The organism is Kitasatospora sp. NBC_01300, assembly GCF_041435235.1.
Lineage (GTDB): Bacteria > Actinomycetota > Actinomycetes > Streptomycetales > Streptomycetaceae > Kitasatospora.
On record NZ_CP108408.1, the window covers coordinates 3,275,876 to 3,298,627 of the forward strand.

18 protein-coding genes are annotated in these 22,752 nt (G+C 73.1%); 4 read left to right on the forward strand and 14 right to left on the reverse strand.

What is annotated here, in order from left to right:
• Positions 1–21 precede the first annotated feature (21 nt).
• A complete protein-coding gene (locus OG556_RS14365) occupies positions 22–285 on the forward strand; it encodes a hypothetical protein (RefSeq protein WP_371517375.1) in 264 nt (87 codons plus the stop codon).
• A complete protein-coding gene (locus OG556_RS14370) occupies positions 258–1,919 on the forward strand; it encodes an FUSC family protein (protein ID WP_371517376.1) in 1,662 nt (553 codons plus the stop codon). Before OG556_RS14365 ends, OG556_RS14370 begins: the two co-directional genes overlap by 28 nt.
• 92 nt (positions 1,920–2,011) lie before the next feature.
• On the opposite strand, the gene OG556_RS14375 is transcribed toward OG556_RS14370, so the two are convergent.
• The 8 genes from OG556_RS14375 to rsmI all read right to left on the reverse strand — a co-directional run bounded on the left by OG556_RS14375 (position 2,012) and on the right by rsmI (position 10,834).
• Positions 2,012–3,871 (reverse strand): ABC-F family ATP-binding cassette domain-containing protein, encoded by a 1,860-nt coding sequence (locus tag OG556_RS14375; protein WP_371517377.1) that lies wholly within the window; start codon positions 3,869–3,871, stop codon positions 2,012–2,014.
• 187 nt (positions 3,872–4,058) lie between these two features.
• A complete protein-coding gene (locus OG556_RS14380; RefSeq protein ID WP_363619217.1) occupies positions 4,059–4,976 on the reverse strand; it encodes a 4-(cytidine 5'-diphospho)-2-C-methyl-D-erythritol kinase in 918 nt (305 codons plus the stop codon).
• Positions 4,973–5,896: a 16S rRNA (adenine(1518)-N(6)/adenine(1519)-N(6))-dimethyltransferase RsmA gene (rsmA, locus tag OG556_RS14385; RefSeq protein WP_371517378.1), complete on the reverse strand. Its 924-nt coding sequence runs from the start codon at positions 5,894–5,896 to the stop codon at positions 4,973–4,975. The genes OG556_RS14380 and rsmA overlap by 4 nt, the downstream gene beginning before the upstream one ends.
• Positions 5,897–5,924: 28 nt before the next feature.
• Positions 5,925–6,548: a Uma2 family endonuclease gene (locus OG556_RS14390; protein WP_371517379.1), complete on the reverse strand. Its 624-nt coding sequence runs from the start codon at positions 6,546–6,548 to the stop codon at positions 5,925–5,927.
• Positions 6,549–6,618: 70 nt separating this feature from the next.
• Positions 6,619–7,497: a TatD family hydrolase gene (locus tag OG556_RS14395; RefSeq protein ID WP_371517380.1), complete on the reverse strand. Its 879-nt coding sequence runs from the start codon at positions 7,495–7,497 to the stop codon at positions 6,619–6,621.
• Positions 7,497–9,116, reverse strand: a complete 1,620-nt coding sequence (gene metG, locus OG556_RS14400) for a methionine--tRNA ligase (protein WP_371517381.1) — start codon at positions 9,114–9,116, stop codon at positions 7,497–7,499. Before metG ends, OG556_RS14395 begins: the two co-directional genes overlap by 1 nt.
• A 151-nt stretch (positions 9,117–9,267) precedes the next feature.
• A complete protein-coding gene (locus OG556_RS14405; protein ID WP_371517382.1) occupies positions 9,268–9,693 on the reverse strand; it encodes a hypothetical protein in 426 nt (141 codons plus the stop codon).
• A gap of 247 nt (positions 9,694–9,940) precedes the next feature.
• Positions 9,941–10,834, reverse strand: a complete 894-nt coding sequence (gene rsmI, locus OG556_RS14410) for a 16S rRNA (cytidine(1402)-2'-O)-methyltransferase (protein ID WP_371517383.1) — start codon at positions 10,832–10,834, stop codon at positions 9,941–9,943.
• A gap of 106 nt (positions 10,835–10,940) precedes the next feature.
• Here rsmI and OG556_RS14415 point away from each other — a divergent pair, with 106 nt between their 5' ends.
• Together OG556_RS14415 and OG556_RS14420 are read left to right on the forward strand one after the other, a co-directional pair.
• The gene (locus OG556_RS14415) at positions 10,941–12,818 is read left to right on the forward strand and encodes a dolichyl-phosphate-mannose--protein mannosyltransferase (RefSeq protein WP_371517384.1); all 1,878 of its coding nucleotides are present in this window, start codon (positions 10,941–10,943) and stop codon (positions 12,816–12,818) included.
• A 174-nt stretch (positions 12,819–12,992) separates the two neighbouring features.
• Positions 12,993–14,753: a penicillin-binding transpeptidase domain-containing protein gene (locus OG556_RS14420; RefSeq protein WP_371517385.1), complete on the forward strand. Its 1,761-nt coding sequence runs from the start codon at positions 12,993–12,995 to the stop codon at positions 14,751–14,753.
• 29 nt (positions 14,754–14,782) lie between these two features.
• On the opposite strand, the gene OG556_RS14425 is transcribed toward OG556_RS14420, so the two are convergent.
• From OG556_RS14425 to OG556_RS14450, 6 genes are all read right to left on the reverse strand, one after another.
• Entirely contained in the window at positions 14,783–16,192 is a 1,410-nt protein-coding gene (locus OG556_RS14425) for a glycosyltransferase 87 family protein (protein ID WP_371517386.1), read from the reverse strand.
• A gap of 124 nt (positions 16,193–16,316) precedes the next feature.
• Entirely contained in the window at positions 16,317–17,885 is a 1,569-nt protein-coding gene (locus OG556_RS14430) for an amino acid permease (RefSeq protein WP_371517387.1), read from the reverse strand.
• A 160-nt stretch (positions 17,886–18,045) separates the two neighbouring features.
• Positions 18,046–19,566, reverse strand: a complete 1,521-nt coding sequence (locus tag OG556_RS14435; RefSeq protein ID WP_371517388.1) for a penicillin-binding transpeptidase domain-containing protein — start codon at positions 19,564–19,566, stop codon at positions 18,046–18,048.
• Complete coding sequence (locus OG556_RS14440; protein ID WP_371517389.1) at positions 19,566–20,942, reverse strand: FtsW/RodA/SpoVE family cell cycle protein; 1,377 nt, start codon at positions 20,940–20,942, stop codon at positions 19,566–19,568. The genes OG556_RS14435 and OG556_RS14440 overlap by 1 nt, the downstream gene beginning before the upstream one ends.
• A gap of 186 nt (positions 20,943–21,128) precedes the next feature.
• The gene (locus OG556_RS14445; protein WP_371517390.1) at positions 21,129–21,812 is read right to left on the reverse strand and encodes an ABC transporter; all 684 of its coding nucleotides are present in this window, start codon (positions 21,810–21,812) and stop codon (positions 21,129–21,131) included.
• Positions 21,809–22,657, reverse strand: a complete 849-nt coding sequence (locus OG556_RS14450) for an ATP-binding cassette domain-containing protein (protein ID WP_371517391.1) — start codon at positions 22,655–22,657, stop codon at positions 21,809–21,811. Before OG556_RS14450 ends, OG556_RS14445 begins: the two co-directional genes overlap by 4 nt.
• Positions 22,658–22,752 lie beyond the last annotated feature (95 nt).

Sequence of the window (22,752 nt, forward strand, 5' to 3'; positions counted from 1 at the left end):
CCGCAGAACGGACGTGACCTGATGCCTGCAGACGAGTCCGCCCCCTCCTGGTGGGCCCGTGCCGCCCGTCCTTCCCGGCCGCCGTTGCCGCTGGCGCTGATGGCCCGCGCGGCGGTGGGCATGGCGGTGCCGCTGGCCGCTGGGCTGCTGGCGCACCGGCTGGACCTGGGGGTGTTCGCCGGTCTGGGCGCGATGCACGCGACGATGAACGACCGCGCGGAGCCGAGTGGCCTGCGGGTGCCCGGATCGTGTCGGCGGTGCTGGCTTCGGCGCTCGGCATGCTGATCGGCACCTCCCTCCAGCACGGGCACGTTTCGGCGGTGGCGCTCGGTGCGGCGCTCACGTTCACGGCGTTCGCGTCCGGCGCGCTGAGTGCGACGGGCCCGCGGGGTTCGGCGGCGGGGATGCTGCTGCTGGTGTCGGCGGCGTTGGGCAGCGGGATGCCGTTGCCGCATCCGTGGTGGGCGGCTGCGCCGATGATGCTGGCGGGTGCCGCGTTCGTGGTGGTGCTGGGTCTGCCGGGGGGCGCGCACCGCCGCCCCGCCTCGGATCCGCGCAACCGTGCGCTGGCGGCCGTGTACGAGGCGTTCGGCCGGACGCTGGCCGATTTGGGCACGCCGCAGGGCGCGGCTTCGCGCCAGGTGTTGACGGCCCGGTTGAACCAGTTGCAGGACCTCCTCCCTCGACCGCACCGCCCGGGGTCGGAGTCCGCCCGTACGGTTCGGCTGCGCCGGATGTACGAGGCGGCGTTGGCCGCCACCGAGGCGGCGACGGGCCTGTTGTGGGCGTGGCGGCCGGTGCCGCCCGAGGTCGCGGAGGTGCCGCTGCGGTTGGCGGAGGCGGTCCGGCGGGGCGGCGGCGAGGTCGCCGTTCCGCAGTGGCAGCCGGACACGCCGTCCCGGCAGGCCCTGGACGTGGCGTTGCGCGCGGCGGCCGACACCGTGGCCGGCCGGGAGGCGGAGGTCGGTACCGCCCCGGCGCCGCCGCCCGATCCGTGGCGGCTGCGGGTGCGGCTGCTGTCGCGCGGTTCGGTCCGGTACGGGCTGCGGGTGGCGTTGTGCATCGCGGTCGGTTCGGCGGTGACGGCCAGCTACCCGCTCAGCAAGAGCTACTGGGTGCCGATGACGATCGCCTTCGTGTTGAAGCCGGATCTCGGTTCGGTGTTCCTGCGGGCGGTGAGCCGCTCGATCGGCACGGTGCTCGGGGTGGCGGTCACGGCGGCCGTGGTGTCGCTCACGACCGACGCGTGGGTACTGACGGCGATCGCCGCGTTCTGCGTGGCCCTGCTGCCGTACGTGACGGCGGCGCACTACGGGCTGAACACGGTGGCGATGACGCCGATGGCGTTGATCCTGCTCCAGTTGGGCGGGCAGAGCAGCGCGGCCGAGTTCTGGCCGCGGGTGCTGGACACGGTGCTCGCGAGCGCGATCGTACTGCTCTTCGGCTATCTGCTGTGGCCGGAGCGTCCGCGGCACCGGATCGAGCCCCGGCTGGTGGACGCGGCCACCGCGCTGCGGGCCTATCTGGACGCGGTCACCGGGGACGCGGGCCGGGCCGAGGTGTGGCTGCGCCGTACGGCGTACCGGGCGTTGGAGGACGCCCGCCAGGAGGTGCGGCAGGGGCTGGCCGAGCCGCCGCCGACGGGGCGGCTGGCGGAGCAGTGGCTGCCGGCGACGGCGGCGTTGGAGCGGCTGGGCGGCGCGGTGGCGGCGTTCGCGGCGCAGCTGCGGTACGGCGGCCGGGTGCCGGATCCGGCGGAGGTGGGGCGGGTGCGCCGGGCGCTGGACGAGCTGACGGCCGCGGCCCGCGAGCACCGCCCGCCGACCGGGGCGGCGGCCCGCCCGACGGCGCCGCACGACCCGGCGCGCAGTGCGCTGGGCCGTGCGGCGGACGAGCTGGAGGCCCTGCTGGCCCGGTAGGGCCCGACCGGAGTCCCGGTCCCGGCCAGGACTCCGGCCAAAAATCAGACCAGAACTCCAGCCGGAGATCAGACCAGGACTCCGATCAGGACTCAGACCTGCTCGGCCAGCTCCAGCCAGCTCAGCTCCAGCTCCTCCTTCTCCTCCCGGACGGCGCGCAGCTGCGCGTCCAGCTCCGCAACCTTGGAGAAGTCGGCGGCGTGCTCGGCGAGTTGGGCGTGCAGCTTGGACTCCTTCTGGTCCAGCTTGGCGATCTGCCGCTCCATCTTCTGCATTTCCTTCTTCGCCGCCCGCAGGTCGCCGCCCGACAGGGCCGACGCGGCGGTCCCGGAGTCCGAACCGCCGGACACGGCGGCCGAAGCAGCCGAGGCGGTCGAAGCACCCGCCGAGGCCGAAGCGGCGGCGGCGATCGAGGCGGCCATCCGCGCCCGCCGCTCCAGGTACTCGTCGACGCCGCCCGGCAGCATCCGCATCTTCTGGTCGCCGAGGAGCGCGTGGACGACGTCGGTGGTCCGCTCGATGAAGAACCGGTCGTGGCTGATGACGATCATCGAGCCGGGCCAGCCGTCGAGCAGGTCCTCCAGCTGGTTGAGGGTCTCGATGTCGAGGTCGTTGGTGGGCTCGTCGAGGAACAGCACGTTGGGCTCGTCCATCAGCAGGCGCAGCAGCTGGAGCCGCCGCCGCTCGCCGCCGGACAGGTCGCCGACGGGCGTCCACTGCTTGTCCTTGCCGAAGCCGAACTGCTCGCACAGCTGGCCGGCGCTCATCTCCCGGCCCTTGCCGAGGTCGACGCGCGAGCGGACCTGCTCGACGGCCTGGAGCACCCGGATGGCCGGGTCCAGTTCGGCGACCTCCTGCGACAGGTAGGCGAGCCGCACCGTCTTGCCGACCTTGATCAGACCCGACGCGGGCTGCACGTCGCCCTCGGAGGCGTACGCGTCGCGCAGGGCGCGCAGCAGCGAGGTCTTGCCGGCGCCGTTGACGCCGAGCAGGCCGATCCGCTCGCCGGGGCCGAGCTGCCAGGTGAGGTTCTCCAGCAGCAGCTTAGGGCCGGCCTTGACGGTGACGCCTTCCAGGTCGAAGACGGTCCGGCCCAGTCGCGCGTTGGCGAACTTCATCAGCTCGGAGCGGTCCCGGGGCTCCGGCACGTCGGCGATCAGGGCGTTGGCGGCCTCGATCCGGTAGCGCGGCTTGGAGGTGCGGGCGGGGGCGCCGCGGCGCAGCCAGGCGAGTTCCTTGCGGGCGAGGTTCTGGCGCTTCTGCTCCTCGACGGCCTCGATCCGGGAGCGCTCGGCGCGGGCGAAGACGTAGTCGGAGTAGCCGCCCTCGTACTCGTGCACGGCACCGCCCTGGACGTCCCACATCCGGGTGCAGACCTGGTCGAGGAACCAGCGGTCGTGGGTGACGCAGACCAGCGCGGAGCGGCGCTTCTGCAGGTGCTGGGCGAGCCAGTTGATGCCCTCGACGTCGAGGTGGTTGGTGGGCTCGTCGAGGACGATCAGGTCGGGCGAGCCGAGGAGCAGCTTGGCGAGGGCGATCCGGCGGCGCTCGCCGCCGGAGAGCGGGCCGATGACGGTGTCGAGGCCGTCGGCGAAGCCGGGCAGGTCGAGGCCGCCGAAGAGGCCTTCGACGATGTCGCGGATGCGGGCGTCGCCGAGCCACTCGTGGTCGGCCCGGTCGGCGATCACCTCGTGCCGGATGGTGGCCGTCGGGTCGAGCGAGTCGTGCTGGGTGAGGACGGCCAGCTGGAGGCCGCCGTTCCAGGTGATCCGGCCGCTGTCGGCCTCCTCCAGCTTGGCGAGCATCCGGATCAGGGTGGTCTTGCCGTCACCGTTGCGTCCGACGACGCCGATCCGGTCGCCTTCGCTGACGCCGAGGCTGACTCCGTCCAGGAGGGCGCGGGTGCCGTAGACCTTCGTGACGGACTCGATGGTGGCGAGGTTGACGGCCACGTCTGCTGCGCTCCTGGGATCGGTGGTCTCGGGGCGGCCCGCCGGTCGCGGCCGGGCACCCCTGTCGGGGACGCCCCGATCTCCCCAGCCTAATGGGCCAGCCGAAGCGCCCTCACCGCTCGCAGCGGCGGGGCCCCGAAACCGGCGGGCCCCGAACCGCCGAAGCCCCTACGGCACGGATGGGGCCTTACGGCACCAGCGCCGCCCCCGGCACCGGCCCGTACGTGGCGTGCGCGGTCCGGCAGGTGCCGGAGGCCCGCAGCGCCTCCGCGACGGCGGCGGCCGCGTCGGCGTCCTTGGCGAGGAACGCGCAGGTCGGCCCCGAGCCGGAGACGAGGGCGCCGAGCGCGCCGGCCTCGGTGCCGGCCCGCAAGGTGGCAGCGAGCGCGGGGCGCAGCGAGAGGGCGGCGGGCTGGAGGTCGTTGGCGAGGGCTGCGGCCAGGGCGACGGCATCGCCCTGGGCGAGGGCGGCGAGCAGCGCGGGGTCGGCGTCGGGGGTGCGGACGTCGGTGTCGCTGGAGCCGGTGCCGGCCTCCTCGCGCAGGCGGTCGCACTCGCGGAAGACGGCGGGGGTGGAGAGGCCGCCGTCGGCGACCGCGAACACCCAGTGGAAGGTGCCGTCGACGGTGAGCGGCTGCAGGATCTCGCCCCGGCCGAGGCCCAGCGCGACGCCGCCGAGCAGGGCGAACGGCACGTCGGAGCCGAGTTCGGCGGCCAGCTCCAGGAGGGTGTCGAGGGGGGTGTCGAGCTGCCAGAGCGCGTCGCAGGCGACCAGTGCGGCGGCCCCGTCGGCGCTGCCGCCGGCCATGCCGCCGGCGACCGGGATGGCCTTGGCGATGTGCAGGTGCACGCCGGGGTCGGCGATGCCGTGGTGGGCGGCGAGCAGGCGGGCGGCGCGGGCGGCGAGGTTGCTGTCGTCGAGGGGGACGACGTGGGCGTCCGGCCCGGTGCAGGAGAGCGTGACGCCCTCCCCCGCCGTGGCGGTGACCTCGTCGCCGAGGGCGACGGCGAAGAACACGTTGGCCAGGTCGTGGAACCCGTCGGCGCGCAGTCCGCCCACTCCGAGCTGGACGTTGACCTTGGCCGGAACCCGCACGGTGATCACTGGGAGTCCGCCTCCGACTCGTGCTCGGCGAGCTCCGACTCGTGCTCGGCGGTCCTCGGCTTGTGCTCGGCGATCGCGGCGAACTGCTCCACCGTGAGCATCTCGCCGCGCAGCTTGTGGTCGATCCCGGCGGCCGCGAGCGCCTGCTCGGCCCCGGCGGCGGACCCGGCCCAGCCGGCCAGCGCGGCGCGCAGGGTCTTGCGCCGCTGGGCGAACGCGGCGTCGACGACGGCGAACACCTCCCTGCGGCTGGCGGTGGTCTTCGGCGGCTCGCGGCGGATCAGCGAGACCAGCCCGGAGTCGACGTTGGGGGCGGGCCAGAACACGTTCCGGCCGATGGCACCGGACCGCTTCACGTCGGCGTACCAGTTGGCCTTGACGGACGGGACGCCGTACACCTTGTTGCCGGGCTTGGCGGCGAGCCGGTCGGCGACCTCGGCCTGCACCATCACCAGGGTGCGCTCGATGCTGGGGAAGGTCGCCAGCATGTGCAGCAGGACGGGCACGGCCACGTTGTACGGCAGGTTGGCGACCAGTGCGGTGGGCGCCGGCCCGGGCAGCTCGGTGACCTCCATGGCGTCGCTGAACACCAGGTCGAAGCTGTCGACCTTGCCGGGCATCCGGGCCGCGACGGTCGCCGGCAGGTGCTGTGCCAGCACCGGGTCGATCTCCACCGCCGTGACGTGCGCGGCCACCTCCAGCAGCGCCAGCGTCAGCGACCCGAGCCCGGGGCCGACCTCGACCACCGCGTCCTCGGCCGTCACCCCGCCTGCCCGGACGATCCGCCGCACGGTGTTGCCGTCGATGACGAAGTTCTGCCCGCGCTGCTTGGTCGGCTTCACGCCGAACGCGGCCGCCAGCTCCCGAATGTCGGCGGCGCCCAGCAGGTGGCTGTCAGGGGTGGGGTCGGTGGTGCTCACGCGCCAAGGATACGGGCGCGCGGGGCCCTCAGAGTTCGACGACCTGGGCGAGGTCGATCTCGACGGGGTACGGCACCGAGGTGCGGAGCACGCCCTCGTGCTGGGCGACGGGCAGGTAGACGCCCTTCTCCTCGTCCCGGTGGAACTCGTGCACGATCGGCAGGTTGTCGAGGCCGCGCTCGACCCGCCAGTAGTACGGGATCTTCTTCTCGGCGTACTGGCCGGGCTTGCGGAAACGGTCGTTGGCCCGGGTGCCGTGGGAAACGACCTCGACGGCCAGCACCAAGGATTCCGGCGGCAGACACTCCAGTTCGAAGACGTCGAGACCGGTCTTGTCGAAGACCACCACGTCCGGCTTGGCCGTGTTGTCCTCGTCCAGGAGGACGCAACGCTCGACGTTCGCCGCGTACGGCGCGACGCGTGCGCTACGAAGAGCCGTGTACAGCTCGTCGCGCACCTGGTCGTGCCACTGATTCGTCTGCCCCCGGACCACGATGACTCCGTCCACCAGATCCCATGCGAACGGCAGGTCGAATTTCCGAGCCTGCTCGTACGTCCAGCCCTGGGACGGCGGATGCGTCCAGTCGATGCGGTCCTCGACAGGTTCGTCGATCGGCTCGGCGGTCATCGCCACCTCCCTCACTGCACTCATGCTAGCCAGCCTAAGAAGCAGCCGGGAGTGCCGAATCGTTCCGCCGGAATCCGACTTTCGTTCGACCGGCTCAGTACCCGAAGGCCCGGGCCGTGTTCTCCGCGATCGCCGTGGACAGCTCGTCCTCGTGCAGCCCCAGCGTGTCGGCCATCGAGCGGACGGTGACCGGGATGAGGTACGGGGCGTTGGGCCGGCCGCGGTAGGGGTGGGGGGTGAGGAAGGGCGCGTCGGTCTCGACCAGGACCCGGTCGAGGGGGGTCGCGGCGAGGGCGTCGCGCAGCGGCTGGTTGGCCTTGAAGGTGACCGGGCCGGCGAAGGACAGGTACCAGCCGTGTTCGGCGCAGACCTTGGCCATCTCGACGTCGCCGGAGTAGCAGTGGAAGACCGTCCGCTCGGGGGCGCCTTCCGCCAGCAGGACGGCGATGACGTCCTCGTGGGCGTCGCGGTCGTGGATGACCAGGGCCTTGTCGTGCCGCTTGGCCATCTCGATGTGGCGGCGGAACGACTCCTTCTGGATCTCGACGCCCTCGGGGCCGGTGCGGAAGTAGTCGAGGCCGGTCTCGCCGACGGCGCGGACCTGCGGGAGGGCGGCGAGCCGGTCGATCTCGGCGAGCGCCTCCTCCAGCGCGGCCTCGCCGCCCGCCTTCCGCTGCTGGCCGGACCAGCCGTCCGCGTCGCCGAGGAAGATCCGCGGCGCCTCGTTGGGGTGCAGGGCGACGGCCGCGTGCACCTGCTCGTACTGGGCCGCCAGTTCGGCGGCCCAGCGCGAGCCGGGCACGTCGCAGCCCACCTGGACGACCGTGGTGACCCCGACCGAGGCGGCCCGGGCCAGTCCCTCGGCCGGGGTGCCGGCCTGCATGTCGAGGTGGGTGTGCGAGTCGGCCACCGCCACGGCCAGGGGTTCCGGCAGTGGCGGCGGGGTCGACCGGGCGTCGTCCTTGGCAGACATCAGGAGGCGGGCTTCTCTTCGAGGCGCGGGAACAGGATCTCGCCCTTGGTGACGGTGCTGCCGACGGGCAGCCGACCCCAGTCGGCGGTGGTGGCGATGGTCTGCGCGGCGAGCGCGCCGAGGCCGGCCTCGGCGCCGAGCGAGGTCCACAGCTTCTCGGCGGTGGACGGCATCACCGGGTTGAGCATGACGGCGGTGCCGCGCAGCGCCTCGGCGGCGGTGTAGAGGATGGTGGCGAGGCGGGCCCGGCCCTGCTCCGAGTCGTCCTTGGCGACCTTCCACGGCTCCTGCTCGGTGAGGTAGCCGTTGACCTGCTTGACGAACTCGAAGATCGCCGCGAGGCCGCCGGCGAAGTCCAGCTCCTCGCCGATCTTCCGGTCGGCGGTGGCGAGGGCCGTGGCGAGGCCGTCCGCGATGGCCTGCTCGGCGTCACCGGGGGCGGCGGCGGCCGGCAGCGCGCCGTCGAAGTACTTGCCGACCATGGCGGCGACCCGGGAGGCCAGGTTGCCGAAGTCGTTGGCGAGTTCGGAGGTGTACCGGGCGGTGAAGTCCTCCCAGGAGAACGAGCCGTCGGTGCCGAAGGGGATCGCCCGCAGGAAGTAGTAGCGGTAGGCGTCCACGCCGAAGTGCGAGGTGAGGTCGGTGGGCGAGATGCCGGTCAGGTTGGACTTGGACATCTTCTCGCCGCCGACCATCAGCCAGCCGTTGGCGACGACCCGCTTGGGCAGCGGCAGGCCCGCGGCCATCAGCATGGCGGGCCAGATCACCGCGTGGAAGCGCAGGATGTCCTTGCCCACCAGGTGGACGGAGGCCGGCCACAGTTCGGCGAAGCGCTCCGGGTCGCTGCCGTAGCCGGCCGCGGTGATGTAGTTCTGCAGCGCGTCCACCCACACGTACAGGACGTGCTTCTCGTCCCAGGGCAGCGGGACACCCCAGTTGAAGGTGGAGCGGGAGATCGAGAGGTCCTTCAGGTCCTGCTCGACGAAGCGCAGCACCTCGTTGCGGGCCGAGGCCGGCTGGATGAAGTCCGGGTTGGCGGCGTAGAACTCCAGCAGCTTCGGGCCGTAGGCGGAGAGGCGGAAGAAGTAGTTCTCCTCCTCCAGCCACTCGACCGGCCGCTTGTGCACGGCGCAGAGCTTCTCGTCCTCGGTGGCGCCGTCGAGCAGTTCGGCCGGGAGCTTGAACTCCTCGCAGCCGACGCAGTACGGGCCGGAGTAGCCGCCCTTGTAGATCTCGTCCTTGTCGTACAGGTCCTGGACGAACTCCTGCACGCGGTCGGTGTGGCGCTGCTGGGTGGTGCGGATGAAGTCGTCGTTGGCGATCTCCAGGTGCTCCCAGAGCGGCTTCCAGGCCTCTTCGACCAGCTTGTCGCACCACTCCTGCGGGCTGACGCCGTTGGCCTCGGCGGTCCGCATGATCTTCTGACCGTGCTCGTCGGTGCCGGTCAGGTACCACACCTTCTCGCCGCGCTGGCGGTGCCAGCGGGTGAGGACGTCGCCCGCCACGGTGGTGTACGCGTGGCCCAGGTGCGGGCGATCGTTGACGTAGTAGATCGGGGTGGAAACGTAGTACGCCGGGGCGGTCGCCCCGGTGGTGCTGTGGTCTGCAGTGGCCGCCATGGTCGGAAAGCTTAGTCGGGCCCGCCCGCAGCCCTCGACCGGATTGCCGCCCGCCGCCCTCGACGGATCGCCGCCCGGCCGGCGGCGGCGGGGGCCGCCCGCCGCGCTGCTCGCGGCGGGCGGCCCCCGGGTGCGCTCCCGGTGCCGGCGGTCAGCCCAGCAGCCGCGACCAGAACCGGGCCCAGCGTCCGCGCGGCTTCGCGGGGTCGGTCACCGGGGGCGCCCCGGCCGGCTCGGCGTGCGCCGGGTAGCCGGGGGCGTGGTGCCAGGACTGGTCGGCGGTGGCGACCCGGCCCTCGCGCATGATCCGGACGGTGTGTCCGCCACACCCCGGGCAGGTCGGCTTGAGCAGCGGGGACGGTACCCGGACACCGTTGGCGTGGTATTCGAACACGACGTGCCCGTCCTTGCCGGCGTGGTGCTCGATGTCGTACGCCTGCTCCCAGCCGTACCCGCATCGCAGGCAGGCGAAGGAGTAGGCCTCCCGCACGGTCTCGACGGGAGTGTGCGGCCGTCCGGCCAGGCCGGGGGCGCTCAGCGCGTTGCCACCGAGGGGGCTACCGATCATCTCGCTCATAGCCGTCTCCCAGCGCCCGCCGGGCGCTCGCCCGGCTGGGTCTTTCCATTCCAGGAAATGCCCTGACGGCCTCGGCCGATGCCCTGCTTGTGAAGAGTTGGACGCGGGTTGGGAACTCCTATACGAAAGGCCTGGATCGTTCCGGAAACCGCGACCGAACTTTCAGCTCCGTGGGCGTTTACCGGGGCCTTCCCTCAAAGGTACGACTCCCCCGGGGTCCCGCAACCCCCCGGAATTCACCCCTCTTTCACGGCCCCGTCCCCGCCCCCTTCGCGGCCTCGCTCTTCGCCTCGCTCTTCGCCTCGTTCTTGGCCGCCACCACCGCGTCGAACACCTCCCGCTTCGGCAGCGCGAGCTCCGCCGCGACGGCCGCGATGGCCTCCTTGCGGCGCTCCCCGGCCTCCTCCCGGACGGCCACCAGCCGGGCCAGTTCGGCGGGGGTGAGCTCCTGCGGCGCCGCCGGCGGGGCGCCCGCGACGACGACGGTGATCTCGCCCCTGACGCCTTCGGCGGCCCAGGTCGCCAGGTCGCCGAGGGGCCCGCGCTTCACCTCCTCGTACGTCTTGGTGAGCTCGCGGCAGACGGCGGCGGGCCGGTCGGCGCCGAACGCCTCGGCCATCGCGGCGAGCGCCTCGGCGATCCGGTGCGGCGCCTCGAAGAAGACCATGGTGCGCGGCTCGGCCGCGATCGAGGCGAGCTGCCGGGCCCGGTCGCCGGTCTTGCGCGGCAGGAAGCCCTCGAAGGTGAAGCGGTCGACGGGCAGGCCGGACAGTGCGAGCGCGGTGAGCACGGCGGACGGCCCGGGCACCGCGGTGACCTTGACGTCGGCGTCGACGGCGGCGGCGACCAGCCGGTAGCCGGGGTCGGAGACGGACGGCATGCCGGCGTCGGTGACCAGCAGCACCCGGGCGCCGCCGAGCAGTGCCTCGACCAGTTCGGGGGTGCGGCCGACCTCGTTGCCCTCGAAGTAGGAGACCACCCGCCCGGCCGGGGTCACCCCGAGCGCCTGGGTGAGCCGGCGCAGCCGCCGGGTGTCCTCGGCCGCGATCACGTCCGCCGTGGCGAGTTCGGTGAGCAGCCGGGGCGGGGCGTCCGAGACGTCGCCGATGGGGGTGCCTGCGAGAACGAGTACTCCTGTCACGGGCCCCATCCTTGCAGCTACCGCGGCCCGGGGGCTTTTGGTGACGATTCGGGCAGCTTCCGAGGGAGCGGTCACACGTACGAGAAGCGCCCCTACGATGTGGCGGATGAACGGCGACACGGCGGCGCACACGCCCACTGGTACAGACCACACCGCGCAGGATGGCGGCGACGTGGCCGGCCTGCCGTCCTCCGCCGTCCCGGGTCCGCGGCCCGCCGACCAGGCCGGGAGCCCCGCGCGGCCCGATCAACCGGACCAACCCGACCACCTGGACCACCCCGACCGATCCGGCAGCGCCGCGCGCAGCTGGCGCGAGCGGCTGGCCGGGTTCGGCTACGCCGGCCGCCCGGTGGCCCCGCTGGCCGAGCGCCTGGTCCCGCCGATGCCGGACGGCCCCGGGGTGACCCCGGCGGTGGTGCCCCCGTCGCCGCTGCTGCTGCGGCTGGGCGTGTCCGTGCCGCCGGCCGTGTGGTCGTGGCTGTGCCGCTGGTCCGGCTGGCTGGGCCCGATCGCGGTGGCGGTGTTCGCCGGGATCCTGCGCTTCACCAACCTCGGCCAGCCGCACGCGATCATCTTCGACGAGACGTACTACGCCAAGGACGCCTACGCGCTCTGGCACGGCGGCTACGAGATCAACTGGCCGGACGGCGCCAACGAGCAGATCATGACGCCCGGCGCGGCCGTCCCGTACCGCTCGACGGCCTCCTACGTGGTCCATCCGCCGGTGGGCAAGTGGATCATCGGCGCCGGCGAGATGCTGTTCGGCATGAACCCCTTCGGCTGGCGGTTCGCGGTGGCCCTGCTCGGCACGCTGTCGGTGCTGATGGTGGCCAGGATCGCCCGCCGGCTGTTCCGCTCGACCCTGCTGGGCTGCGTGGCCGGCCTGCTGCTCTCGGTGGACGGCCTGCACCTGGTGCTCAGCCGCGCCGCGCTGCTGGACCTGGTGGTGATGTTCTGGATCCTCGCCGCCTTCGGTTTCCTGCTGCTGGACCGCGACCGCACCCGGGCCCGGCTGGCCGACCGGCTCGGCGGGGTGCCGGACGCGGTGCTCGCGCAGCGGGCGAACCTGGGCTGGCGCCCGTACCGGATCGCGGCCGGCGTCTGCATCGGCCTGACCTGCGCCACCAAGTGGAGCGGCCTGTACGTGGCGGCGGCCTTCGGCGTGATGACGGTGCTGTGGGACGTCGGCGCCCGCCGCCTGGCCGGGGCCCCGCGCCCGTACCTGGCGACGCTCGCGCGGGACGTGGTGCCGGCCTTCGTGTCGGTCGTGGTGGTGTCGCTGGTCGTCTACGTCACGTCCTGGTGGGGCTGGTTCGCCAGCAGCAACGTTCCGGGCAGGGGCGGCTGGGGCCGGGACTGGGCGGCGGGCCGCTCGACCGACTACCCGTGGATACCCGAGGGGCTGCGCGCCCTGTGGCACTACCACTCGACGGTCTACGACTTCCACACCCACCTGAGCGACCCGCACACCTACCAGTCGAACCCGTGGTCCTGGCTGGTGCTGGGCCGGCCGGTCTCGTTCTTCTACGAGTCCCCCAAGCAGGGCCAGAGCGGCTGCACGGCCGCCGAGTGCGCCCGCGAGGTGCTGGGCATCGGCACCCCGCTGCTGTGGTGGGCGGCCGTGGTGGCGCTGGTGTACTGCCTGTGGCGCTGGGTGGCGCGGCGGGACTGGCGGGCGGGCGCGGTGCTGTGCGGCCTGGCCGCCGGCTACCTGCCGTGGTTCGCCTACCAGCAGCGGACGATCTTCCTCTTCTACGCGGTGGTGTTCGTCCCGTTCCTGGTGCTCGCGGTGACCATGCTGGTCGGTGCGCTGATCGGGCCGCCGGGGGCCTCCCGGGACCGCCGGATCATCGGTTCGGCGGCGGCCGGGCTGCTGGTGCTGCTGATCGTGTGGAACTTCCTCTTCTTCTTCCCGCTGTTCACCGGGCAGACGATTCCGATGGACGACTGGCGGCAGCGGATGTGGTTCAACAGCTGGATCTGATCGACACCGCTGTTCCCTGAATCGTCCGTATGCGGTGCACGACACGTACCAGATCCGTCACAACTCGCGGGCATTTCGTCGGCGCACCGATCGGCGCTGCCTAGGGTGGGGGGAACAGCGTGTCCGGCCCCGGTCGGTCGCGCCCGTCCGGCAGACCCTTGGGGGAACAGCACCATGCGCAGAGGCGCGAAGATCGGCATCATCACCGGCGTCTCCGTCGCCGTGCTCGCGGGCGGTGGCTACGGGGCGTACAGCCTGATGGGCGGCTCGGACTCCGGATCGTCCTCGGCGAAGAAGCCCCGCACGGTGGTCGCCGAGCCGCCCTCGGCCGAGCAGGCGACCAACGGTGCGAAGGACTTCCTGGCGGCCTGGGCGGCCGGTGACCTGGACAAGGCGGCCGCGCTGACGGACGACCCGGCTGCGGCCACCACCGCGCTGACGGCGTTCCGCGACCAGGTCAAGCCGAGCGCGCTGACCCTGGCCCCGGCCGGCCCGGCCACCCCGCAGGCCTTCGCGTCGGCCACCGGCACCCCCGCGCCGACCAAGCCCTCCGCCTCGGCCACGCCGTCGGCGGGCGCGACCCCCGGCGCCACCGACTCGCCGTCGGCCTCCGCCTCGGCCGGCCCCACCGGTGTGCTGATGGGTTTCAAGGCGCGCGCCGAGTTCGCCGGCACCAACCGGGTCTGGGACTACAACGGCTTCCTGAACGTCGTGAAGATGAGCGACAACACCCCGGCCGTGCACTGGGCGCCGACGGTGATCCACCCTCACCTGTCCGGCAACGAGACGATCGCCACCCAGCAGGTCTTCGCCCCGCCGTCCACCGTGGTGGACCGCAACGGCAAGCCGCTGCAGGGCGCCTCGCTCACCCCGGCGCTGCTGTCCACCCTCCAGGACAACGCCCACAAGCTGCTGCCGCCGGACCCGAACAAGGACCAGGACGCGGGCAGCGCGGTGGTGATCAGCGACCCGGCCGGCAAGGGCGCCTCGGACAAGCTGTTCACCATCGTCGAGCCCAAGCCCGGCAAGCCGTTCAAGGTGACCATCGACAACACCATCCAGGCGGCGGCCGAGAAGGCGATGACGGACCTGGGCGGCAAGTCCGGGTCGATCACCGCGATCGAGCCGAGCACCGGCCAGGTGCTGGCCTTCGCGAACGCGCCGGCCAACGGTCAGAACCGGGCCTTCACCGGCCTGCTCGCGCCCGGCTCGACGATGAAGATCGTCACCTCGACGGCGCTGCTGGAGGCCGGGGTCAACCCGGACACCGTGGTGGCCTGCCCGGAGAAGAGCAGCAACCCGGTCGCGATCCCGAACGACTTCCCGGGAGCCTTCCCCAACAACACGCTCCAGCAGGACTTCATGGTGTCCTGCAACACGGCCTTCATCAACCAGGGCCTGACCAGCCTCAAGCCCGAGACGCTGTCCAGCACGGCCAAGGACGTGTTCGGCATCGGCCTGGAGTGGAAGACCGGCCTGCCGAACACCGACGGCAAGGTGCCGCCGACGCCGGGCAGCAAGGACGAGCAGGCCATGAACTACATCGGCCAGGGCAAGGTCCAGATGAACCCGCTGGCCATCGCCTCGATCACCGCGACCGTCCAGAGCGGCGCCTTTAAGCAGCCGATCCTGGTCGCCGGCCTGCCGCAGCAGGCGGCGGCCCGCCAGATCGCGCCGGACGTCGCGGGCAAGCTGCGCGCGATGATGAACGCCACCGCCACCGGCGGCACGGCCAAGGACGTGATGGCCGGGATCACCGACAACGCGGGTGCCAAGACCGGCTCCGCCGAGGTCGCCGGCGCGACCACCACCAACAGCTGGTTCACCGCCTTCCGCGGCAACATGGCGGTCGCCGCCGAGGTGCAGGGCGGCGGCCACGGCGTGGACGCGGCCGGCCCGGCCGTCGCCTCGCTGCTCAAGGTCGGCAACCGCTAGGCCGGCGCACGCATCAGGACGGAGCCCGCTCAGCCCCGCGGCAGGGCGGGCTCCGGTCTGCCCGGCAGCCGGTGCGGCGGGATCGGGCGCCGGCTGCTCCAGCGCCGGGCCGCCAGCCGCGGCCAGATCACCAGGACCACCGGCAGGGCGAGGTAGCCGAACCGCCCGGCCGGGGCGAGCATGAACGCGATCGCCAGCCCGGCGGCCAGCAGGTCGGCGGCCGCAATCGCGGACACCGGCGGCCGGGCGAGCAGCCAGATGGCCACCCCGATCCCGCCCATGGTCATCAGCGCCAGCGAGACGGAGTGCCCGGTCGGCCCGAAGCCGGCCAGCACCTTGCCGGGCAGCGGGCTGCCGGCCGGGGTGCGGATGGCGGTGAGCCCGAGCGGGAAGCGCACCACCTGCTCGCGCAGCGCGTCCGCCCGGGTCAGCACGGAGGGCAGGAGCACGGCCAGGCCGGTGCCGAGCGCGATCAGCGTGGTCCGGGCGGCGGGCCGGCGGCCGTACAGCCGCCACAGCAGCAGGGCGGCGACCGGCAGGGCCGGCCAGGCCGTCCACTTGAGGGTGCAGGCGAGGGCGAGCACCAGGCCGGCGCCGACGGTGCGGTCCCGCTCGGCGAGCGCCATGGCGAGGCAGCAGAGGCCGATCAGCGGCAGGTCCACCCCGCCGACGACGAGGGCCAGCGAGATCAGCGGCGAGGCGGTGAGCACGGCGAGCGGCAGCAGCGGCGCGCGCTCGCGGGTGGGCCGCAGCAGCCGCCAGCTGGCCAGCAGGCAGGCCACGAAGGCCAGCGCGAACCAGATCCGGGCGTCCCCGGCGACCTGGGCGAGGTCGGAGCCGTCGCCCAGCAGTTGGCGCGGCATCCCGAACAGGGTCATGGCCGGCAGGTACGGGTTGTAGTCGGTGACCACCACCGGGTGCGGCAGGTACGGGCTGCCGGTGGTGAGCAGCAGGTGGGCCGAGCGTTCGACCACCATCACCTCGGACTGGTGGCGGCCCTGCACGGCGAGCAGGGCGAGCGGCGCGAGGACGGCCCCGGCGAGCGCGACCACGGCGGCGGCGCGGGCCGCGTAGCGGCGCGGCAGGGTGAGGCAGAGCAGCCCGGCCAGGACGTAGGCGGGGGCCGCGATGAAGCCCCACGTCCGCTGGTTGGGCAGGTCGGAGACGAGCGGGAAGGCGGCCGCCCAGCCGGCCGCGATCAGGCAGCCGAGCAGTTGGACGGTGCGCATCGAGGCGAGTCGGGCGGGATTCAGCCGATCGGGCGTGGGCGGGAACGTGCTCTCGCCACGCTGGCGGGGGAACGGCCGATCGGAGAAGCCCAGGGGCGGTCGTCCTGGTCCGGACGGCGCTCGGGCGGGGGTCGGCGGGGCCGGCGTTCTGCTGCGGCCGGTGAAGCGGCCGCGCGGGCGGGAGAAGCCGGGCGTGCGGGTGCTCACCATGGTGGAAGGTTATGGGTGGTGGCCGGGCCCTGTCGCCATGGCGTGGGGCACGTCGTGGGAGGTGGCATGAGGGGGGCCGCCGAGTGTCGTGGTCGGCGGCCCCTCATGTCCCGATTCGTCCGGCTCAGCTGTTGCGGTGGCCGGTGGAGCTGTCCGCCGTGGCGGCCTGTGCCTGCTGCTCCAGCTTGGAGTGCTTGATGCTGTAGCCGAAGTAGACGACCACGGCGACGGCGAGGGCGATCGCGCCGGCCCGGAAGGTGTCGGCGTGCAGGCCGGTGATCAGGTAGGCGCAGAAGGCGACGCTGAGCAGCGGGACGACCGGGTAGCCGGGGACCTTGAAGCCGCGCGGCAGGTCGGGCTGGGTGCGGCGCAGGATGATCACGCCGATCGAGACGACCGAGAAGGCGATGAGCGTCCCGAGGCTGGTGATGTCGGCCAGTTCCTTCAGCGGGACGAAGGCGGCCAGCGCGCCGACGCCGAGGCCCACCACGAGGGTGTTCCAGACCGGGGTGCCGGTGCGCGGGGAGAGTTCGGCGAAGCGCTTGGGCAGCATGCCGTCGCGGCCCATGGAGTACAGGATGCGGGTCTGGCCGTAGATCACCACGAGGGTGATGCTGAAGATCGAGATGATCGCGCCGATCGCGAAGACGATCGAGGGCCAGGTCTGGCCGGTGATGTCCTGGAGGATCTGGGCGAGGCCGGCCTCCTGGCCCTGGAACTTCTGCCACGGCTGGGCGCCGATGCCGGCGAGGGCGACCAGGATGTAGAGCAGGGTCACCACGACCAGCGAGATGATGATCGCCAGTGGCAGGGTGCGGCGCGGGTTCTTGACCTCCTCACCGGCGGTGGACACGGCGTCCAGGCCGATGAACGAGAAGAAGATGCTGGAGGCGGCGACCTGCACGCCGCCGATGCCGAGCGGCATGAACGGGGTCAGGTTGCCGGAGTGGAAGCCGGTGAGCGCGATGCCGACGAACAGCAGCAGGATCAGGATCTTGATCCCGACCATGGCCGCGTTGACCTTCACCGACTCGCTGACGCCGCGGGTGAGCAGCACGCAGACCATCGCGACCAGCAGCAGCGCAGGCAGGTTGAACCAGTGGGTGTCGTTGGGCGCGCCGGACAGCTGCTCAGGGATGGTGAAGCCGAAGGCCAGGTGGAGGAACTTGTTCAGGTACTCGGCCCAGCTCACCGCGATCGCGGAGGCGGAGACGCCGTACTCCATCAGCAGGCAGATGCCGACGCCGAACGCGACGCCCTCGCCGAGGGTGGCGTAGGCGTAGGAGTACGAGGATCCGGAGACCGGGATCGCGGAGGCCATCTCGGCGTAGCAGAGCGCGGTGAGCCCGGCGGTGACCGCGGCGAGCACGAAGGACAGGATGACGGCCGGGCCGGCCGAGGGCACCGCGCTGCTGAGCACGAAGAAGATGCCGGTGCCGATGGTGGCGCCGATGCCGATCGAGGACAGCTGCCAGAGGCCGATCGTGCGGCGCAGGTGGATGCCGGAGCGTCCGCCCTCCTCGGGCGCGCCGGCCGGGGGGCCGTCCCGGCCCTCGCTCTCGGCCATGAGGGACGAGACGGGCTTGCGTCGCAGCAGACGCGCACCGAGAGAGTTGCTGGTCACAGCTGCGGTCCTTCTGGGCGGGGGAGGGTGTCCTGGCGGCCGGTCACTCGACGCGCCATGGGGTGTCATCGGGGACCAACCGAACAAAGATGGGACAGTACCCCGCGAAAGCACCAGTGTCGCAAACGAACAGTCCGGATCGGCGCATTGTACGAATTGGCGCATCAGTCTATACAAACCGGACACTTCGCAGACGGCGGATTCGCCGCCCAGCAGCTAAAGCACTGGCTCAGCGGCCCAGCACCGCCCGCATCACCGAGCGGGCGATCGGCGCGGCCAGCCCGCCGCCGGTGACGTCCGTGGCGGCACTGTCCGCGATCACCACGGCCACCGCCACCGGCGGCACCGCGTCCGAGCCGGCGGGCTTGGCCCAGGAGATGAACCAGGCGTACGGCGTCCCGCTGTTGTCCACCCCGTGCTGCGCGGTGCCGGTCTTCCCGCCGACCACCGCGCCGCCGATCCGGGCGTTGCCGCCGGTGCCGTTCTCCACCACGTCGGTCATCAGCTTCTGCACCTGCCCGGCCACCGCCGGGGTCATCGCCCGCCGGTACACGGCGGGTTTCATCAGCTGCACCGCGGTGCCGTCGGCCTTCGTCAGTTTGTCCACGAGCTGTGGACGCATCACCGTCCCGTCGTTGGCGATCCCGGCCGCGACCATCGCCATCACCAGCGGGGTCGCCGCGGTGTCGAACTGCCCGATCGAGGAGAGCGCCACCTGCGACTGGTTCATCGTGGTGTCGAAGTTGGAGCGGGCCGGGCGCACCGGCATGTCCAGCCTGGCGTCGTTGAAGCCGAAGTTCTCGGCCATCGCCACCATCGGGCCCAGCCCGGTCCGCACCCCGAGGTAGCCCAGCACGCTGTTGCAGCTGTAGACCATCGCGGTGTCCAGCGACTGGCCGGGCCGGTCGCACGCCGAGGTGTCGTTGACCAGCGGCGTGGTCGTCCCGGGCAGCACGTACGGGTACGGCGCGTCGGTCGGCGCGTCGGGGTCGGTGACCACCCCGGCCGCGAGCGCGGCCGCCGCCGTGACCACCTTGAAGGTCGAGCCCGGCGGATAGGTCTGGCGCAGCGCCCGGTTGAGCATCGGCTGGTCGGTGTCGGCCTGCAGCCGGTTCCAGGCGGCCTGGTCGGCCGCGGCGGAGCCGGCGAAGCTGCCCGGGTCGTAGGACGGCGTGCTGGCCAGGGCGAGGATCCGGCCGGTGGTCGGCTCGATCGCGGCCACCGCGCCCTTCTGGCTGCCGAGCCCGCGCATCGCGGCCTCCTGGGCGGCCCGGTTCAGGGTGGTGTAGACGTCCCCGCCGGGGTTCTGCCGGCGGGCGACGGCGTCCCAGACCGCCCAGCCGGCCAGCCTGCTGTCCGTCCCGGAGAGCAGGTCGTCCTCGACCCCCTCCAGCTGGGTGTTGCCGTACGCCTGCGAGGCGAAGCCGGTGACGGCCGCGTACGTCGGGCCGTCGGTGTAGGTGCGCTTGTAGTCGTACCGGCCGCCGGTGGGCTCGGAGCCGGTCACGGTGTCCGCGCCGACCCGGATGTTGCCGCGCGGCTGCGAGTACCGCTCGATGGTGAGCCGCTGGTTGGCGGCGTTGTGGTTGAGGTCCTTGGCCTGGAACACCTCCACCCGGGTGGCCTGGACGCACAGTGCCGCGACCAGCAGCAGGCAGAAGACGCCCGCGCGGCGCCCGGTGACGGAGATGCCGGGCAGGCCCTGCGGCCCGTTGCCCCGGGCGCGCGGACGGGAGCGGGTGCGCGCCATCAGTCCTCCTCCGACACGGACGCGGACGCGGACGCGGGCGCGGGCGGGGCCGGGGCCGGGGCCGGCCTGCGCGCGATGTCGCTCATCCGCACCAGCAGCGCCACGATGATCCAGTTGGTGACCACCGAGGAGCCGCCCTGCGCGACGAACGGCAGCGTCATCCCGGTCAGCGGGATGAGGTCGAGCACCCCGCCGGCCACCACGAACACCTGGAGGCCGACGATCGAGGCCAGCCCGATCGCCAGCAGCCGCCCGAACGGGTCGCGCAGCGCGATGCCCGTCCGGAACCCCCGGGAGATCAGCAGCGCGTACAGCAGGAACACCGCGACGAGCCCGGCCAGGCCGAGTTCCTCGCCGATGGTGGCGAGGATGAAGTCCGACTTGGCGGCGAAGCCGATCAGCACCGAGTGCCCGTTGCCGAGCCCGGTGCCCAGTTCCCCGCCCCAGGCGAAGGCGAACAGCGACTGGGCGATCTGGTTGGCGCCCTTGCCCGCCGCGATCGAGCCCAGCGGGTCCAGCCAGTCCGCCACCCGGCTGTGCACGTGCGGCGAGAGCCAGCCCACCGTGACCGCCCCGACCGCCGCCAGGACCAGCCCGATCACGATCCACCCGGTGCGCGCGGTGGCCACGTACAGCATCACCACGAACAGGCCGAAGAACAGCAGCGAGGTGCCGAGGTCCGTCTCCAGCACCAGGACGCCGACGAACGCCGCCCAGATCAGCAGCACCGGCCCGAGCACCCGGCCGCGGGGCAGCTGCCAGCGCCAGACCCGGCGGCCGGTGAGCGCCAGCGCGTCCCGGTGCACCGCCAGGTAGGCGGCGAAGAAGACGGCCAGCAGGATCTTGGCGAACTCCCCCGGCTGGAAGGACAGCGGCCCGACGACGATCCAGATCCGCGAGCCGTACACCGGCGGGAAGAAGATCGGCAGCACCAGCAGGACCAGCGCCACCAGCGCCCCGAGGTAGGCGTACCGCTGCAGCCGCCGGTGGTCGCGCACCAGCAGCACGACCGCGATGAACAGCGCCACCCCCAGGCTCGACCAGAGCAGCTGGGTGGAGGCCGCGCCGACGCCCGAGGTCGCGCGGTCGAGCCGGTAGATCACCACCAGGCCGATCCCGTTGAGCAGCACCGCGATCGGCAGCAGCAGCGGGTCCGCGTACCGGGCCCGCCGGCGGACCACGACGTGCGCCAGCAGGGCGAGCACGCCGAGCGCGGCGCCGTACTCGGCCGCGTCGGCCGGCACCCTGCCGTCCAGGTTGACGCCGACCTCGACGTAGCCGAACACGGCGATCAGCACGGCGGCCAGGACCAGCAGCAGCTCGGTGGTGCGCCTGGTCGGCACCGGCCGACTCGGCCGGGCTGCGGTTCTCGTCACGGCGGGGGGTGTCGCCACGGACCGTCCTGGGGGTCGCGGGGAGCCGGAGCGCTGTTCCGGGGGAAGCCAATCGGAATGGACCGGCGACACGAAGCCGGTTCACCCAGGTTCGTCACCCTAACGAGCAATATCCATATTTATCGGCTTTTTGCTGCGGTGTGTCCTCCCTTGGCATGAATCCTCCGCTCACTCGGGCCGCCGCCCGGCCAGCACCGCCACCCCGGCCGCCGCCACGGCCAGCAGGACGGCGGCGGGCGGCAGTTCCGCCCCCGGCACGACGACCCGCCCGGTGCGGGCCGCGGAGACCAGAGCGCGCACCGCCGCGTTGGCCGGCGAGAGGGGCGCCACCAGCGCCAGCGCGGCCAGTGCCAGCGCCACCGCGATGCCGTACTGCGGCCGCGCCAGCACCGGCCGGTTCGCCAGCGCCCCGGCCACCACCCCCAGCAGCACGCACACCACCGCGGCCGACGCCCCGGCCGCCAGCGCCGGTCCGACCGGCGGCTGCCGCTCCACCCCCGGGTTGGCCACCGTCCCGCTCAGCCACCACAGCGCCGCCACCTCGGCCGCCGCCAGCACCAGCCCGGCCGTCAGCGCCGCCAGCAGCGCGCCCAGGTGCACCCGCAGCGGCCCCGCCGCCGCGACCAGGCAGGCCCGCGAGGCCGGCGGCTCCGCGCCGAGCGCGCTGCGCACGTACCAGGCGCTCACCGGCAGCAGCACGGCCGCGCCGTAGCCGAGGTCGCCCAGCAGCGGGTTGCCCGCCGACACCCCCACCACCAGCAGCAGCGCGTACGCCAGGAACGGCGGCAGCCAGGCGTGCGAGCGCACCAGCAGTTCCAGGTGGTACCGGGTCAGCGCCCCGAGCTGCCTCACCGCCGCCCCTCCCGCTGCCGCACCGCCAGCACCCGGACGGCCGGCCGGCCGAGCAGCAGCCGGCGCAGCAGCGCTTCCGTGTGCGCGGCCGGCACGGTCAGCCGCACGGCCGTGCCGCCCAGCGGGGTGAGCCGCGGCGTCCCGGGCAGCCGGGGCGGCAGCGGGGTGCCGTCCGGGACGTCCACCTCGACCTCCGTCTCCGGGCCGCCGCCGTCCGGCGCGGGCTCCGCCTCCTCGGCGGGCCGCAGCGCGCCGTCCGCGCCGACCCGGTAGGCGGCGCTGGTCAGCCCGGCCAGCCGGGCCGGGTCGTGGTCGACGAACAGCACCGCCCCGCCGTCCGCCGCCCGCTCGGCGGCCGCCTCGTCCAGCACCGCCCTGGCGTCGGGGTCGAGCCCGGTCCAGGCCTCGTCCAGCAGCAGGACCGGGGCCTGCGCGAGCAGCGCCTGCACGACCGCGACCTTCTGGCAGGTGCCCTTCGACAGCCGGCTCAGCGGCGTGCCCGCCCGGTCCGCGATGCCGAAGCGGTCCAGCCAGTCCCCCGCCCGCCGTCGCGCCCGCTCCGCCGACAGCCCGTGTACCCGGCCCACCCGCAGCAGGTACGAGGCGGCGTCGAACGGCAGCGCGGGCGGGAAGCGTTCGGGCACGTACGCGGCACCGCCGGGGCGGGCCACCCGCCCCGCGGTCGGCCGCTCGATCCCGGCCGCCAGCCGGAGCAGCGTCGACTTGCCGCTCCCGTTCGCCCCGGCGATCCGCACCAACTCCCCCGGCCCGACGGCGAGATCGACCCCGCGCAGGACCCACCGCCCGCGCCGCCCGTACCGTTTTCCGACCCCCGCCAGCTCCACCGCGCCCCCATTCCCGCCCGGACCCGCACGAAACCCGCACGGAAGGCTATCCGGCCCGGGTAGGGCGGACGTAAGTCCGCGCAGCCCCGACGGCC